General features: G+C 72.6%; 11 protein-coding genes. 5 read left to right on the forward strand and 6 right to left on the reverse strand.

Translation table 11 applies throughout. From position 1 onward, the window contains the following. Nucleotides 1-229 precede the first annotated feature (229 nt). Nucleotides 230-1,795, forward strand: coding sequence for an ABC transporter substrate-binding protein (locus ACWGR4_RS24470; RefSeq protein WP_452132800.1), 1,566 nt, complete (start codon nt 230-232; stop codon nt 1,793-1,795). 139 nt (nt 1,796-1,934) lie between these two features. On the opposite strand, the gene ACWGR4_RS24475 is transcribed toward ACWGR4_RS24470, so the two are convergent. Further along, on the reverse strand, nt 1,935-2,621 hold the full coding sequence (locus tag ACWGR4_RS24475) for a PaaI family thioesterase (RefSeq protein WP_379995850.1): 687 nt from the start codon (nt 2,619-2,621) through the stop codon (nt 1,935-1,937). A gap of 165 nt (nt 2,622-2,786) precedes the next feature. On the opposite strand from ACWGR4_RS24475, the gene ACWGR4_RS24480 reads away from it, so the two are divergent. Then, nucleotides 2,787-3,647, forward strand: a complete 861-nt coding sequence (locus ACWGR4_RS24480; RefSeq protein ID WP_379995852.1) for a MaoC/PaaZ C-terminal domain-containing protein — start codon at nt 2,787-2,789, stop codon at nt 3,645-3,647. Nucleotides 3,648-3,720: 73 nt separating this feature from the next. On the opposite strand, the gene ACWGR4_RS24485 is transcribed toward ACWGR4_RS24480, so the two are convergent. Further along, nucleotides 3,721-4,449 (reverse strand): hypothetical protein, encoded by a 729-nt coding sequence (locus tag ACWGR4_RS24485; protein WP_452132799.1) that lies wholly within the window; start codon nt 4,447-4,449, stop codon nt 3,721-3,723. Further along, entirely contained in the window at nt 4,439-4,981 is a 543-nt protein-coding gene (locus tag ACWGR4_RS24490) for a sigma-70 family RNA polymerase sigma factor (RefSeq protein WP_452132798.1), read from the reverse strand. The genes ACWGR4_RS24485 and ACWGR4_RS24490 overlap by 11 nt, the downstream gene beginning before the upstream one ends. A 200-nt stretch (nt 4,982-5,181) precedes the next feature. Here ACWGR4_RS24490 and ACWGR4_RS24495 point away from each other — a divergent pair, with 200 nt between their 5' ends. The 3 genes from ACWGR4_RS24495 to ACWGR4_RS24505 all read left to right on the forward strand — a co-directional run bounded on the left by ACWGR4_RS24495 (nt 5,182) and on the right by ACWGR4_RS24505 (nt 8,638). Beyond that, entirely contained in the window at nt 5,182-6,258 is a 1,077-nt protein-coding gene (locus ACWGR4_RS24495; protein WP_379995859.1) for a Zn-dependent alcohol dehydrogenase, read from the forward strand. Between the two features lie 176 nt (nt 6,259-6,434). Beyond that, nucleotides 6,435-7,364: a 3-oxoacyl-ACP reductase gene (locus ACWGR4_RS24500; protein ID WP_078975047.1), complete on the forward strand. Its 930-nt coding sequence runs from the start codon at nt 6,435-6,437 to the stop codon at nt 7,362-7,364. Between the two features lie 119 nt (nt 7,365-7,483). Further along, nucleotides 7,484-8,638, forward strand: coding sequence for a hypothetical protein (locus ACWGR4_RS24505; protein ID WP_379995861.1), 1,155 nt, complete (start codon nt 7,484-7,486; stop codon nt 8,636-8,638). A 7-nt stretch (nt 8,639-8,645) separates the two neighbouring features. On the opposite strand, the gene ACWGR4_RS24510 is transcribed toward ACWGR4_RS24505, so the two are convergent. The 3 genes from ACWGR4_RS24510 to ACWGR4_RS24520 form a co-directional block, all read right to left on the reverse strand. Further along, complete coding sequence (locus ACWGR4_RS24510; RefSeq protein ID WP_452132797.1) at nt 8,646-10,760, reverse strand: ATP-binding cassette domain-containing protein; 2,115 nt, start codon at nt 10,758-10,760, stop codon at nt 8,646-8,648. Between the two features lie 3,155 nt (nt 10,761-13,915). Further along, a complete protein-coding gene (locus ACWGR4_RS24515; protein ID WP_452132825.1) occupies nt 13,916-15,691 on the reverse strand; it encodes an ABC transporter ATP-binding protein in 1,776 nt (591 codons plus the stop codon). A 430-nt stretch (nt 15,692-16,121) separates the two neighbouring features. Next, nucleotides 16,122-16,259: a VenA family class IV lanthipeptide gene (locus tag ACWGR4_RS24520; protein WP_379995868.1), complete on the reverse strand. Its 138-nt coding sequence runs from the start codon at nt 16,257-16,259 to the stop codon at nt 16,122-16,124. Between the last annotated feature and the right edge of the window lie 41 nt (nt 16,260-16,300).

Genomic DNA, 16,300 nt, shown 5'->3' on the forward strand with positions numbered 1-16,300 from the left:
CCGGGCCCAGGGTCCATGATTGCTGACGGAGCGTCACATCGGGTGGTGGAAATTGGGGATTGGGGGTGCGGTACCGTCACGGACGGTGCCGAATTGTTATTTGACGGCCCGTCAGATTTCTCCTTACCGTGGCCGTACATCCACGTCTGGATCAAGGAAAACGACGCCACCCCGCTCCCGGGACGGCGTGCCTTGTGCTTCCCGAACGCAGGAGCGTCCCGTGCGAACCGTGAACTCCACACCCTTCTCAACCCGCCTGCTGCGCCGATCCGGCGTGGTTGCGGGACTCGTCGGCCTGACGCTCGGCGCCACCGCCTGCGGCGGCGACGACGACGCCGGCAGCGGAGCCTCCGGCTCGATGACGGTGCTCATCACCCAGGAGGCCAAGGGCATCGACCCGGTCATGACCACGGTGTCCTCCCTGACCGGCGGCAACCAGGCCGCGGCCGTGTTCGACATGCTCTTCTGGATCAACCCCAAGACCGGCAAGGCCGAACCGCAGATCGCGGAGAGCGCGACCGCCGCCGAGGGCAACTCGGTGTGGACGATCAAGCTCAAGCCGAACGTGAAGTTCTCCGACGGCACCGCCTTGGATGCCGAGGCGGTCAAGTTCAACTGGGAGCGGCACGCCGATCCCGCGAACCGGTCGGTACAGTTCACCGCCGTCAAGGGGATGAAGTTCGAGGCGGTCGACGGGCTGACCGTCAAGGTCACGCTGCCCGCGCCGAACGCCCACTTCGACCTCGTCGTGGCGCACAACCTCGCGTTCATCGGATCGCCCACGGCGATCCGCTCCGACCCGAAGTTGTTCGCGCAAAAGCCGGTCGGCGCGGGCCCGTTCAAGCTCAAGACGTGGATGCGCGACTCGCAGCTCACGCTGGAGCGCAACAACTCGTACTGGGGCCAGGGCAAGCCCGCGCTCAAGGAATTGATCTTCAAGCCGGTGATGGACCAGAAGCAGCGGCTGGCCGCGCTGTCCTCGGGCCAGGCCCAGCTGATGACCACCGCGCACTTCCCGTCCACCGAACAGGCCCGCAAGGACGGCATGACGGTCACGCTCGACCCCAAGAGCGGCGGCTTCATGACCATGTTCGACACGTCCAAGCCGCCGTTCAACGACCCGCGCGCCCGCCGTGCGTTCGCGTTGATCATGAACCCGGACGACCGCAACCAGACGATCCAGGGCTCGCCGGGCCAGACCCTCAAGGGCCTGTTCCAGCCCGCGTCGCCGTTCGCGAACCAGGAGGCCGTGTACGCGACCAACAACCGGGTCGAGGCGCAGAAGCTGCTCGACGAACTGGCCGCCGAGGGCAAGTCGTTGAACTTCACGTACACCACCAACAGCAGCGCCAGCGCGCGACTGACCGCCGAGTACTGGCTCACCCAGATCGGCAACATGAAGAACATCACGATGAAGACCGAATTCCTCGAGGGAGCGGCCTACATCCAAAAGGTGATGATCAACAACGACTTCCAGGCCTCGGAGTTCGTGATCACCTTCGACGAACCGGAGCCGGTGCTCTACAACTTCACCCACTCGAAGGGTCCGGAGAACCGCACCAAGTGGAACAACCCCGCGGTGGACAAGGCGCTCGACGACGCCCGCAACAGTGACGACCCGGCGGTGCGCAAGGCCGCGTACCAGACGGTGCAGGCCGAGATCGTCAAGGATGTCCCGTTCTTCGCCTACGAGAAGTCCTTCGCCGCGGCGGTCCAGGGGAAGAGCGCCAAGATCGACGGCCTGTCGCTGTTCGAGGACGGCCTGATCCTGTTCGACCGGATCGCGCTCAAGTAGCCCCGCCCACGGCGACCGGGCGCGCGGGCGACCGGGCCGACGGCGGGATCAGGATCGGATGAGCGGGGCGTCGGGGGCGTACGAGGTGTACGCCCCCGACGTCGTCTCGCGTGATCGGCCCGCCCCGCCTCGCCCCGCCTCAGGCCCGCGCCGCCCGGATGAACAACGCCTCCGCGTCCGCCACCAGTTCGCCCCCGGCGTACGAGCGCGCGGTGACCCACGCCTTGCGGCCCTCGACCCGGGTGACGCCCGCCTCGTAGTCGATCCGCGTATACAGCGGCGTCGCCCGCCGCATCCGCACGGTCAGCGACACGGTCATCCCGAGCGCCCCCGCGCCGGACTGGGCGCAGCCCATCACCTCGTCGAACGCCGCCGCCACGATGCCGCCGTGCACCCGCCCGTTGGGGCCCTCGAACGCGGCGCCGAACGTCGCGTGCGCGCGCACCAGCGGACCGTCGCCGGTGATCGACATCGGCGGGGCGATCGGGTTCGCGGCGCCGATGAACGGGCTGCGCTCGTGCAGGGCCAGGTCGCGCGAGGTCGGTGTGCGCTCGCCCACACGGGTCAATGCGGCGATGCGATCCGCCAAATCTGATACATCGTCAGCTACGCTTTCGAGCATGGCCTCGGCGTCGTGCGGGTCGACCGTCTTCACCGCCTCGATCAGGCGGCGGGTCGCCTCGGCCAGGCGGTGTCGGGCCGCGCGGCCCGCGCTGTCGGGGTCCGGGCGCGGCGTCCAGGTCAGGCGCAATTCGCGCAGTACGTCGGCCGGTACGGGCGGCGGCTCGGCGGCGGCGTCCGCGGCTTCGGGGGCGGCGGCGGTCATGACGGCTCCCGGGGTGACGTGATCCCGGCCGCAGCCGGGCGAATGGCCGATCATTGCATGTAAAAAGAACGAGTTCTAGTTTTGGGCGGGTGGCGCGGCCCGGGGGCGGCGCCACGGCAGTCCCGAGTCACCGGTCACCATCACAGCCACACCAGAGGAGACACCATGCCGATCGACGCCGCGAAGGCCACCGGAGCAGAGCCCCGCACGGGTGAGATCGCCTGGTCGAACAAGGACGTGATCCTCTACCACCTGGGCCTGGGCGCGGGCACGCCCGCCACCGGCGCGGACGAGTTGCGCTACACGTACGAGAAGAACCTGCACGTGCTGCCCACGTTCGCGACCGTGGCCGGCACCAAGGTGGGCGGCAGCCTCTCCTCGCTGCCCGGCATCGACATCAACCTGCGCGCGGTGCTGCACGGCGGCCAGGAGATCGTGGTGCACAATCCGCTGCCGGCCAAGGCCAAGGGCGTCAAGGCGACCAGCCGGGTGGCCGACGTGTTCGACAAGGGCAAGGCCGCGGTGATCGTGCTCGAATCGTCGGCCGAACTCGAGGACGGCACCAAGCTGTACGACTCCCGCGCCGAGATCTTCGTCCGGGGCGAGGGCGGCTTCGGCGGCGAGCGCGGGCCGGCGACGAAGATCGACGTACCGGAGCGCCCGGCCGACCACACGATCGATGTGGCCACCAGCGCCGACCAGGCGCTCCTGTACCGCCTGTCCGGCGACTGGAACCCGCTGCACGCGGACCCGGACTTCGCCAAGGCGGCCGGCTTCGACACCCCGATCCTGCACGGCCTGTGCTCGTACGGGCTGACCCTGAAGGCCGTCGTGGACAACGTCCTGGGCGGCGACGTCTCGCGGGTCAAGCGCTACCGCACCAAGTTCGCCGGCATCTTCTTCCCCGGCGAGACGATGCGGGTGCGGGTCTGGGAGGAGGACGGCAAGCTGCTGATCAACACCTGCGCCGTCGAGCGCGACGAGGCGATCGTGCTGTCCGACACGGTGGTGGAGTACAGCGCCTGACGGCGCGCCACGGGCACGAGGCGGATCGCCTCCGCCTCGTGCCCGTGCCCGACCCGCTGTCGTCCGGGCGGGGTCAGCGCCCCCCGAGTCCGGTCTCGGCGATCAGCAGCGGACTGTCCGGTGCCGGCTGCCCGGGCTCGCCGTAGGCGGTGCTCACGACGGCGATCCGGTATGGCGCCGGGTCCGCGCGGATCGCGGACCAGGTCGTCGTGCCGCACAGCGTCGCCGGCAAGCCCTCGGTGATTTGCAGTGCTCGTCCCGGCATATTCGTGATCGGGCCGAAGGACTTCGTGGAGAACGCGCGCATCGGCGATTCGGGTGGCGACGGGACGAAGGGCCCACCCACAATGATTCCGTCGCGCAGGATCAGCGCGCGCCCGTCGACGTGGGCCGGCCCGAGATTCGGTGGCGACGCGCTTCGGATCTCGTACGCGACCTGCGGCGCCGTTCGCTGGGGCGGATTCTCCTCCACCGATACGATCCGCAGCGAAGTTCCCGGCAGCGCCGACACCGGCCGCACCGGTAGCGGTTTCCCGCATTCGAAGTTCAGTGGTCCGCGCACGATGTCCGGCGGCGCCGAGGCCGCCGGGCGTTCGTTTCCGCTCGTCCCACCACCCACCGCCACCGTCGTCCCCACCACCGCGCAAACCGTCAGGGTCGCCGCCGTCGTGATCGCGGCGCGCCGCCGCCGCACCCTGCGTCGACCCGCCCGCGCCAGGTCGTCCGCGCGCAACTCCAACGGGCCGGCGCCGGCGGCGAACTCGTGCAGGGCGTCGGTGATGCGTGCTTCCTCAGGCTCCATGACCCACCTTCTCCACTGTCGTGTCAAGCTCGCGGAGCAGGTCCGCGAGTGTCCTCCTGGCGTCGTGCAGATGGCGCTTGACCGTGCCCTCGCCGCACCCCAACTCCTCGGCGATTTGGGTTACCGAGCGGTCGTCGTAGTAGCGAAGGACCACGCACGCGCGTTGCCGCGGGGACAGGCCGAGGAGCGCGTCGCGAACGGTGAGCCGCACCGCGGCGTTGGAACCCTCGTCCCCGGTGGGCTCCGTCGGCATCACGAACAGCGGTCGGACCCGCAACCAGCGGGTGCGCCGGCGTGTGCCGTCCATCACCAGGTTCAGGATCGCCTTGCGGACGTAGGACTCCAGATGCTCCACCGACCGGGCCCGTCGGGTGCCCAGTGCCCGCACCAGCGCCTCCTGGACGAGGTCCTCCGCGAGCGACGCGTCGCCGCACAGCAGGTACGCGTAGCCCTTGAGTACCGTCCCGCGTGCGGCCAACAGCCGGGCCAACGCCGTACCGTCGGCGTCGCCGTCCTTCGACGTGCCTGCCATCCGAGCCCCCATTCGTTCCGCCCCCCGACCGCCATGTGATGTGACGTACAGGGGTGAGGTTTCGTTGGGGGAGCTGCATGCCTTTCGTCCCGCAGCGGGGGCGGATACCTTGACCGTGTCATTGGTCTTGAGTCAAAACAGGAACACGTTATAGTTCTTGACCGAGCCAAGTATTGGTGCAGGAAAGACGAGGAGCCCCCATGCGCGCAGCGGTTCTGCACGAGACCGGCCAGGACAAGCTCGACGTTCGCGACGACGTCGAGGCGGTGGGCATGGGCCCGGGGCGCGTGCGGGTCAAGCTGCACGCGACCGGCGTGTGCCACTCGGACCTGTCCGCGATGACCGGGGTCCTGCCCCAGCCCGCGCCGTTCGTACCCGGCCACGAGGGCGCCGGCGAGGTGGTCGAGGTCGGCGACGGCGTGAGCAGCGTCGCGGTCGGCGACCGCGTCATCATCTGCTGGGCGCCGCCGTGTGGCGCCTGCAACTACTGCCGCGGCGGCCAGTCCAACCTGTGCCTGGCCGGGTTCATGAACGCCGGCAACCAGAACTTCACCTTCGGCGGCACCCCGTCGTACGGCTTCACCGGCACCGGCACCTTCGCCGAGGAGGTCGTCGTCGCCGCGCCGTGCGCGGTCAAGGTCGCCGACGACGTGCCCTACGAGATCGCGGCGCTGATCGGCTGCGGTGTCACCACCGGCGTCGGCGCGGTGTTCAACAGCGCGCGCATCCAGCCGGGCGCGTCCTGCGCGGTGATCGGCGCCGGCGGCGTGGGCATCGCGGTGATCCAGGGGCTTCGCGCGGCCGGCGCCGCCGACATCGTGGCGATCGACCCGGCCGAGTCCAAGCACGTGTGGGCGAAGAAGTTCGGCGCCACGCACGCGATCACCCCGGACCAGGCCGCGGACGCCAAGCGCGACCTGACCGCCGGCCAGGGCTTCGACTACGTCTTCGAGGTGGTCGGCAAGTCGTTCACCGCCCGCAGCGCGTACGAGCTCACCCGCCGCGGCGGCGACGTGATCATCGTCGGCGCGGGCGCGATGGACGACAACGTCTCGTTCAACATGTTCGAGCTGTTCTTCGACCAGAAGCGCATCATCGGCAGCATCTACGGCGGCGGCGACATCGTCTCCGAGTACGAGCGGATCACCAAGTTGTGGCGCGCCGGCCGGCTCGACCTGGAGGCGATGATCACCCACCGCCTCACCCTCGCCGACATCAACGACGCGTTCGACCTGATGAAGAGCGGCGAGTCGATCCGCACCATCGTCACCCTCTGACGAAGCGCACCGAAAGCACTCGGCAGCACCCCGCAGCACCCACAAGCCCACACCAAGCGGCGCCGTAATCCGCAACCCGCCCACCCGAGACACCGGGTGGGCGGGTGGGCAGACCAATGCCCGAGCCAACCCACACGCGACCGCAGCAAAGCCACCGACCCCACGGGAGAATCCGCATGACCACGTCGCTGGATGGCAAGGTCGCCGTAGTCACCGGCGCCGGTCGTGGCCTCGGCCGCGCCGAAGCCCTCGAACTCGCGAAGCAGGGCGCGGCCGTCGTGATCAACGACTTCGCCCCCGAAGGCAGCCCCAACCCCGCCGACGACGTCGTCGCCGAGATCGTCGCGGCCGGCGGCAAGGCGGCCGCGCACCGCGGCGACGTCTCCGACTTCGACGCGGCCGGCAAGCTGATACAGCTCGCGATCGACACCTTCGGCTCGATCGACATCGTGGTCAACAACGCGGGCATCCTGCGCGACCGGATGATCTTCTCGATGACGGAGCAGGAGTGGGACTCGGTCCTGGCGGTGCACGCCAAGGGCCACTTCAACACCACCCACCACGCCTCGAAGTACTGGCGGGAGAAGTCCAAGGCGACCGGCGGCGCGGTGTACGCGCGGGTGATCAACACCGCGTCCGAGGCGTGGCTGGCCGGTTCGGCCGGGCAGCCGAACTACGCCGCCGCCAAGTCGGCGATCGTCGGCCTGACCATGTCCACCGCCAACGCGCTGGTCAAGTACGGCGTACGGGCCAACGTGATCTGCCCGCGCGCGCGGACGAGCATGACCACGCACGTGTTCGGGGAGAGCGCGGGCGCGCTGGCCGAGGGCGAGCTGGACCCGCTGGCGCCCGAGCACGTCGCGCCGCTGGTCGCGTACCTGGCCAGCCCGGCCGCCGAACAGGTCACCGGGCAGGCGTTCGTGGTGCACGGCGGCTTCGTCGCGGTGATCGAACGCCCCACCCTCCAGGCCAAGTTCGACTCCAAGCAGGCCACCTTCACGCCGGAGGAGCTGGACCAGGTGCTCTCCGCGCACTACGCCGACCGCAAGCTCGGCGCCGGCTACACCGCGGACGACCTGCTGTTCCTCAAGCGCGACCCGCGCTGACTCCGAAGCGCGGGGCCGGAGGTGGCGCGATCACCTCCGGCCCCGCCTTTCGCCCGCACCGTTGACACGTGTCGTGCCGCGAGGGTCGCCTCTCGGGCCGCACCGAGAAGGGGTTCCCCGTGCTGACCTCCGCCGACGACTTCCCGATCCACCAGACGCCCGAGCCGGTGGCCACACCCGCCACCTCGGACCGCAACGCCTACGACCGCTACTGGTTCAACGGCTACGACCGCGACGGCGGGTTCTACTTCGCCGCCTCGCACGGCCTGTACCCGAACCGGTTCGTCGCCGACGCGCACTTCACGATCGGGATCGACGGTGTCCAGCACAGCCTGCACGCGTCCCGGCGGGCGCCGCTGGACCGATTCGACCTCACCGTCGGACCGATCGGCATCGAGGTACGCACACCGCTGAAGGTGCTGCGCCTGTACGTCGAGCCGAACGAACACGGCCTCGGCTGTGATCTGACGTTCACCGCCCGCGCCGCGGCGATCGAGGAGGAGCGCACCACCACCCGCAACGGCCACCACGTGATCATGGACTCGACCAGGCTGACCCAGCTCGGCGTCTGGTCGGGCACCATCACGCTGCCCGGCGGCCGGGTCCTCGAGATCGACCCGGCGACCACGCTCGGCACCCGCGACCGCTCGTGGGGCGTACGCCCGGTCGGCGAGCGCGAGGAGGGCGCGCCCAAGCCGTTCAACCCGATGTTGTGGTTGTGGACGCCGATCCACTGGGCCGACGAGGTCAGCCTGTGGGCCTCGTTCGAGCGCGCGGACGGGCGGATGTACCACGTGGACGGCAAGCGGGTGGCGGCCACGCCGCTGGGCGCGGCCCCGGACCCGGCCGCCGTACCGCTGCCCGAGGACGAGCCCGCGTTCGCCAAGCTGACGCCGCATCGGCACGCGCTCACATGGGTTCCGGGCACGCGGCGGATCGAGGGCGGCGAGTTCCACATGACGGACGAGAACGGGGAGCCGTTCGCATACCGGATCGAGCCGATCGGCGCGCGCGGACTGCTCGCCGGGCTCGGCTATCTGCACCCGGAGTGGGGGCACGGCGTCTGGCAGGGCGAGCTGAAGGTCGGCTACGAGAGCTGGGAGCTGGACAAGGTGGACCCGCTCCGGTTCGACCGCCAGCACCAGCAGCAGGTGATTCGGGTGACCGAACTGACCGGCGCGGGCCGGGTCGGGGTCGGTGTGGTGGAGCAGTTGTTCTTCGGGCCGCATGTGCCGTACGGCTTCAAGGAGATCCTCGACGGGTACGCGGGCTGACCCTGGGTCAGGTCCGGCGCGGTGCGCCCTCCGCGATCCTGGTCGGCTTCTCGAACCAGCCGCCGGCGTCGGCGGGTCGGTGCTCCCACGCGCCGACCAGGTCGCGGTACAGCGGTGCGCGGGCAAGCAGTTCGTGGTGGGTGCCCGGGATCGGCCGGTTGCCGTCCATGAGCAGGACGCGGTCCGCGCGGCGGGCCGAGTCGATCCGGTGCGCGATCACCACCAGGGCGCCCGCGCGCGTCGCGAACGCGGCCTCGGCCAGCGCCTCGGCGGGCGGATCCAGGTGGCAGGTGGCCTCGTCGAGGATGACGAAGCGGGCGGGGGAGAGGTACGTCCGCGCCAGCGCGATCAGTTGGCGCTCGCCTGCCGACAATGTGCCAGGGTCGGCGAGGTGGGCCTCGTAGCCGCCGAGCCGGGCGACCAGTTCGGCGGCACCGACCAGACGCACCGCGCGGTCCAGGTCGGCCCGGGAGACGTCGGGGTCGAGGTAGCTCAGGTTCTCGTGGACGGAGCCGGCGAAGACGTACGCCTCCTGCGGGACCACCGCGATCGTATTCCGAAGCGTGGCCTCCGGATGCGCGGCAAGGGGGCGGCCGGCCAGTGACACGGTGCCCTGATCGGGCGTCAGCAGGCCGGCGAGCAGCGCCGCGAGGGTGGATTTGCCGATCCCGCTGGGGCCGACGACGGCCAGGTGCGAACCGGCGTCGAGGGTCATCGACAGGTCGCGGACCACCGGTTCGGCGAAGGGGCCGTAGGCGAAGGTGACGCGGTCGAGGACGAGGGGGCCGGGGGCGGTGGCGGGTGACGGGATCCGGGTGGGGCCTGTCGTGTTCGGGGCCGCCGCGCCGGGAGTCGCCGGGTCCGGAGCCGCCGGATCCGGGGCCGCCGCGCCTGCCTGGGCCAACCGCCCTGCGACCACGAGGAGTTCCAGCAACCAGCCGCCCACGGTCGCGGTCGCGGCGCGTACGGCGGGCTCCAGGTGCTGGGCCAGATAGAGCGCGGCGCCCGCCACCTCGCCGGTACTGAGCATGCCCTCGCGGACCAGCCACGGGGCCGCGATCAGCACGGCCAACAGCGGGAGTTGGCCGCCCAGGGCGACCACGAGCAGGCGTACGGACGAGGCGCGCGCGAGCAGCCTGGTCGCGCGCGCCTGGGCGTCGGCGGCGGCGCCGATCTCGGCGGCCACCCGCTCCTGGGCACCGCAGGCCACCACGTCCCGGAGCCCGGCCACGGTGTGGGCGGTGCGGATCGCGATGCGCTCGTCGGCGAGTACGAGTTTGCGCCGTCGCCTGGCCAGTGGGGGCAGCAGGCGGACGAACAACCAGGTCGCGAGGGCGAGCGGGATCAGCACGAGCGGGAGCAACACGGGGGCGAGGAGGGCGAGTCCGAGCAGGGCGGCGACGATGGTCACGCCGAGCTGGCGCAGCGTGCGCAGCAGCGAGGCGGTCAGATTGCGGCAACTCTCCACCTGCTCGGTGAGCCGGGCCACCGCCGCGTCGGCGCCGCGGCCCGCGTCCGGCCGTCCCGACGTCGCGTCGAGCACCGCCGAGGTCACCACCCGCCGGACCAGGGTGTCCCGGAAGGGCTCCACCACGTCCGCCAGATGCGGGAACATCGCGTAGGTGGCGGCGGCCCGGATCAGCATCGCCAACGCGAGTACGCCCAGGAGTACGAACCCCACGCCGAGCCGCCCGACCAGGAACCCACGATCGAGCGCGGCGGCCAGCAGCGCCCCCGACAACAACGCCGGCACCCCCTCGGCCGCCGACCACCCCAGGACCCGCCCCAACGCCGCCCGCCGCTCCCGCAACGCCTGCATCAACAACCCCCGCCCGGCGCGCAGTCCGCCGCCGTAGGGGCCGGCGCTGTGTCGCCTTCGGCGCTCGGGGGCGGTCGTGCCTGGGGGCGGTGTCGGCGCCGCCTCTTCGGCGCGGGCGGCCGGCGGCTCATCGGTGTCGGGCCGTGCCGCGAGCGGCGTGGCGGAGTCGGGCGTTACCGCGTGGGGCGTCGCCGTGTCGCCGATCGCTTCGCTCGGATCATGTTGTGATGCCGGATCGGGGCCCTGGGTCCGGCTCGGCCGGTCGCCGCCGGGCTCGGCCGGCCGGCCGTCGTTGCCCGCCATGTCGTCGCCCGCCGTGTCGTCGGGCCCGACATCGGCGGGGTCGGCCGACGCGGGGTCGTTGGGGGTGGATGGGCGCCAAGGTTCGTGCGGGCGGTTCAGGCGGTTCGGTCGGTGCGGTGCGGGGAGGGCGAGCGGCTGCGCGGCCCCCTCGTCGCGAACGCCGTTCGACGGATCGAGAGCGCCGGCCGCTGCGGACCGGGGCGCTGCGAGGGGGGCGTCCGGTGGCGGGGAGGAAGGAGCCGAGCCGTCGTCGGGCGGTGCGGCGGGTCGATCTTCGGGAAGTGCGTTGCGCGCAAGCGCGTTTCGGATGCCGCGCACCGATTGTTTGCGCGGCTTGCGGCGTCGGCCGCCGCTTCGTCGGGTGGGTGTCGGGCGGCCGCCGTCTTCGGCGCGGGCCGGATCCGGGGCCGGGGCCGGGGCAGGGCCCACGCGCCGATGCCGACGGGGTTTGCGCGCGGAGGCATCGGGCGGGAGCGGCGGCTGCGCCGAGCCGGTCGCCGGCTCGTCTCCCGGGGAGGCGACTTGACGGTCGGTCGGGTGCGGGTGGTTGGGGTCCAGGCCCGACTCGACCTCACCACCAGCGGGGTCGGCCTCGACCAAGTCCGCAGGTTGCGGCCCCCCGCCCGGTACGTCGCCCGCCGGCTTCGACCCCCGAACCCGCCAACGCCGTCCCGGACGAACCTCCTCCGGGCGGGTTTCCGAACCGATCGTGTGGCCCGGAAGCCCCACCTCCGCCCGCTGCCGCCGCCCGTCCGCTCCACCCATGCCCAGGATCCGCCGCTGCCTTTCGGCCGCGTCTCCCGAACCGACCGCCGGAGCTACCGCCGACACCGGCTCGCCGCCGGCACCCAACTCCAACGTGCCCGGCACCTGTTGCCCCTTGCCACTCCAAGCACGCCGCCGGCGGTCTCCACCGGCTTCCCGCGCCGCGTCACCGCGCGTGGGCTCCGCACCCGAGGCCGAAGCGGCCGCCACAGCTTCCGCCGAACCCCCCTGCGGCCCCGTGCGCGAGATGCGTCGACGGCGGCCCGTAGGCGTCCCTACCGTGTCCCCTCGGGTGGGATCCCCGCCCGGGTCCGGGGCGGATGCGGAGCCTTCCTCGCCTGCGGCCGGTTCCCGGTGCGGGTCGGCGCGCGGCCTGTGCCACCTGCGGCCCGGGTCGGGCGTTCCCGCCGTGTCGCCTCGGGTGGGGTCCACGCCCGGATCCGAGATGGGTGCCGGACCTTCCTCCGCTGCTGCTGCCGCCGGCTCTTGGCACGGGCTCGTGCGCGGCCTGTGCCACCTGCGGCCCGGGCCGGGTGTTCCTGCCCTGTCCCCTCGGGTGGAATCCCCGCCCGGGTCCGGGGCGGATGCGGGGCCTTCCTCGCCCGCGGCCGGTTCCCGGTGCCGGCGTGCGTCGGGTGTTCCTGCCGTGTTGCCTTGTGTGGGGGGCGCATCCAAGTTCGAGGCGGGCGCTGGGACTTCCTCCGCAGCCACCGATTCCCGCCGCCGGCCCGTGCCCAGGATCCGTCGGCGGCGTCCCGCGTCGGGTCGTTGCGCCGGGCCGGCCGGCGTGGGCTGCGCTTCGGAGGCCGAGCCGTCCTCGTGGCGCGGCTCCGGTACCGCTGCCGCCGGTCGGGCGTCGGCCTGCGGGCGGCCGGGCGGGTCTTCCGGGTCGGTACGCGTGGAGGCCGCCGGCGTCGGGTCGAGTGTCGAGTCGTCCGTGGCCGACTCCCGGGCCGGGCTCGGGCCCGGGAGTCGGCCGCTGTGCAGGAGCCGGCGCCGAGCCTGTCTGTTCGGTGGGTTCTGTACGTCGGCCCACGTGGGGGCGGGGCTCGATTCCGAGGTGGCCGGAGCGTTGTCGGCGCCCGGCTTCGGTACCGCCGCCTCACGTCGTCGGCCGGTGCGCAGGATCCGCCACCCGCCTCCGTTTGCCGGCGTTGGCGGTGTCTCGTCCGGCCCGGGCCCCTCGTCGGTGTCCCGACGCGGCGCCGCTGCGCGGTGTGGGCGGCCGGGGCGGGGCGCTCGTCGGCGGCCCGGACGGTCGGGTGATCCGTCCGGGTCTACCGGGATCGGGGTCTGGGCGACCTCCGGCGCGGTGCCCGACCACACCACCAGGCGGCGGGCGGATCGGGTCTCCATGGCCCGAGGCGGCTCGCGGTCGCCGTCGTCGGAAGCGGTGGCGCGCTCGGCCGGCTCGGCGGGAAGGCCGCCCAGGTCCCAGACCGGGATCACCACCCGTCGGCGGCGGCCCGTCGGCCCGTCGTGATCGTCGTCCGTCATCCGGCCTCCCCCTTCGGACCCGGCCGGTTCGCCGGATTCCGTCCTGTCGTCGGCGGCACTCGCCGTCGGGCGCGGGGCGCTCGCGCGTGGTTCGACCATCCGCGTCGCGTGCACGGACACCGCCGAACACCAGGCCCACTCACCACTTCGCCCCCCGACCCAACCCTCACCCCAAGGCCCGATCGCGTCCCGGGGCCGGGACCCGCCGGCGGTCGGCTCGGGGGCGTCGGCCTCGGACCCGGTCGTGATGTCGACCTCGACCCGGTCGCCCGTCCGGGACTCGACTCCGACCTCGGGCCCGGCCCAAGACCCCGACGAGGCCCGCGTCCCTGTCTCGTCCCAGGTCCCGATCGCCTCTCGAGGTGGAGACCCGCCGGCGGTCGCCACGGGGGCATCGACCTCGCGCCCGATCGCGGAGTAGGAGCCGGCCCGGTCACCTGTCCGGGTCTCCTCCCAGGATCTGATCGGTGCCCAAGACGGGGGCCCGTGCCCGCCAGTGGTCGCCACCGGGCCACCGGCCTCGGGCCCGGTCGTGATGTCGGCCCCGCCCCGGTCACCCGTCCCGGATCCGACCTCGACCTCGGGCCGGGCCCATGGCCCCGGCGCGGTCTCCGTACGGGTCTCCTCCCAGGAGCTGATCGCGGCGCGTGACGGGGATCCGTGCCCGCCGGCGGTCGCCACGGGGCCATCGGCCTCGGGCCCGGTCGTGACGTCGGCCCCGCCCCGGTCACCCGCCCCGGATCCGACCGCGACCCCGACCCCGACCCCGATCCCGGGCCCGGCCCAAGACCCCGGCGCGGCCTCCGGCCATGTCTCGCGCTCGGCGCCGGCTCGGGTGTCGGCCTTCGTCTCCGCCTTGGGCTCGGCCTCGACCCCATCCCCCGTTGCCCCCGTCACGTCCGCTCCTCCCTCGTGAATACCGCGCGGTATGCCGGGTCGTTCCACAGTTCCGTGTGTGGGCCGAGGGCCTTGATGCGGCCGGATTCGAGCCAGGCCACGAAGTCGGCGTCGGCCGCTGCCGTGGCGCGGTGGGCGACGACGATTCGGGTGCGGTCGGCCAGGCCCGTGCGGAAAGCCTCGTGGATGTGGTGTTCGGTGACCGTGTCCAGGCCACTGGTCGCGTCGTCCAGCACCAGGACCCGCGCGTCCTGGACCAACGCACGTGCCAGGCCGAGCCGTTGCACCTCGCCGCCGGACAGCGCCAAGCCGTCGGTCCGGGTCGCGTAGCCGGCCGGCAGTCGGCGGACGAAGTCGTCCGCGTAGGCCATCCGGGCCGCCCCGGTCACCGCCTCCGGATCCGCCCCGGGTCGGCCGTACGCCAGCGCCTCCGCCAGATCGGCGCCCACCAGGACCGGGCGCGGAAACGCGTACGCGACCCCCCGTCGCAACTCGCCGCGCGCCAACCGGGTCACCGGCAGCCCGTCGAGCAGCACCTCGCCCTCGTCCGGTTCGCACAGCCGCCCCGCCAGCGCCGCCAGCGTCGACTTGCCCGACCCGGACGCCCCCACCAGCGCCACACACGCCCCCGCCGGCACCGTCAGATCGATCCCGTCGAGCACCACCCGACCCCCGCCCGAGCCGACCTCCGGCACCCGCACCCGGATTCCCCGGAAGACCAGTTCGCCGCCCCCCGGCGGCAGAGTGCGCGCGGTGCCGTACCCGGCGGCCTCGACCGCCAGCAACTCGGCCGCCCGTACCCGCCCCGCGCGGGCATGGGCCACCCCGACCAGCGCCTCCACCTGCTCCAGGAACCCCAGACCGAGCGCCGCGTATCCGGCCGCCGCGACCAACTGCCCCGGCGGAATCCGCCCCTCGGCGAGCAACCACCCCGCCGTCGCGAGGACCGTCAGCTCGACCATCGGCGCGAGCAGCAACACCTGGGCGACGGCGCTGCGTTGGGCCCGCCACAGGCCGTGCCCGGCGGCCGAGAGCTCCGGCAGCGGGGCCAGGATCCGGGCGATCTCCCGATCACGCGTGCCGCACGCGCGGATCGTCCGCGCCCCCGCGAGCGCGTCGGTCAACCGGCCGGCCAACCCGCCCTGTACCGCCTGGTAGCGAGTGAACAGGTCGGTCGCGCGGGCCATGAACACCCGCACCACGAGCAGCCCCGGCAGCAGTCCGCCGAGGAAGCCGACCGCGAGCCACGGATCGATCAGGGCCAGCGCGACGATGCCGCCGAGCGAGGTGACCAGCGCGCCGAGCGTGCCGAGCAGCGACGGGACGAGCCCGGCCGCGTCGGGCGCGGCGCCGACCAGCCGCGAGGTGACGTCGCCGGCGGGAAAAGGATTCCGCGACCCGGTGCCCAGATCGGTGACGTGCACGGCCAGTCTGCGGCGCAGGCGCGCGGTGAGTTCGGCGGCCAGCCCCGGACCGGCGATCTCCGCGAGCAGCCCGGCCGGCAGGCCGAGGACCAGGACGGCGATCAGCCGTACGATCGGCCCCGAGGCGAAGTCGCCGCGCACCACCGCGTCCACCGAGCCGGCCACCGCCGCCGGCAACAACAGCGCGGCGATCGATCCGGCCGGGACGGCGAGCGCGAGGGTCACCGTCGCCCCGGGCGCCACCCGCAGCGCTCCGCGCACCCCGGTGCCGGTGCGATCCGTCGGCGCCGGCATCGGTGCCGGCGCACCCGCCGGGAGCGCCGGCGCGGCTATCGGGACGTCGACCACGGCGTGCCTCCTCGGATGCGCGGACCGTCGAGCGCAGCGGACCGGCGCGGCAGCCGTGCCCCCGCTCTCGCCGACGCCGCCGCGAGGGAAAAACGCGCGCGAGCGGCGTGCCCCCTGGGCGTCGGTCGCCCGGATTGCGATGCTGATCTGGGCCCGGTGACCGGGAGCTCCTGATTCCGGCAGGAACTCCCGGTCCCGGGTTCGTACTTGTCGAACAACCTGCCGACCCGACCGATGCGCCGACCGATCGGGAACACCGGACGGGCAGTCCACCCGCCCGCCGAACGATCACGCTGTCGATCGAACCCGAGCGTCGACCGGTCTCACGAGCGCGACCGATCGTGCCCGCGGATCGAGTCCGGGTGCCGAGTCCGGCTGCCGAACCCGTGTCCGAATCCGTGTACCGAATCCGCGTCCCGGACGCGGTGCGCTAGTTGATCGTGAAGAGCAGGCAGGTGATCAGCAGACAGGTGAACTGACACCCGTTGCCGCCGTGCCCACCCAGCTCGACCGACTCGGTCTCGGGAAGCTGCTGCAGCGCGGCGAGGTCGGTCTCGATGTGCTCCATGGTGAATCTCCTTCGGGCCGTGCCGCCGCCGCGAGCGGTTG

This window comes from Embleya sp. NPDC055664 (assembly GCF_053618075.1).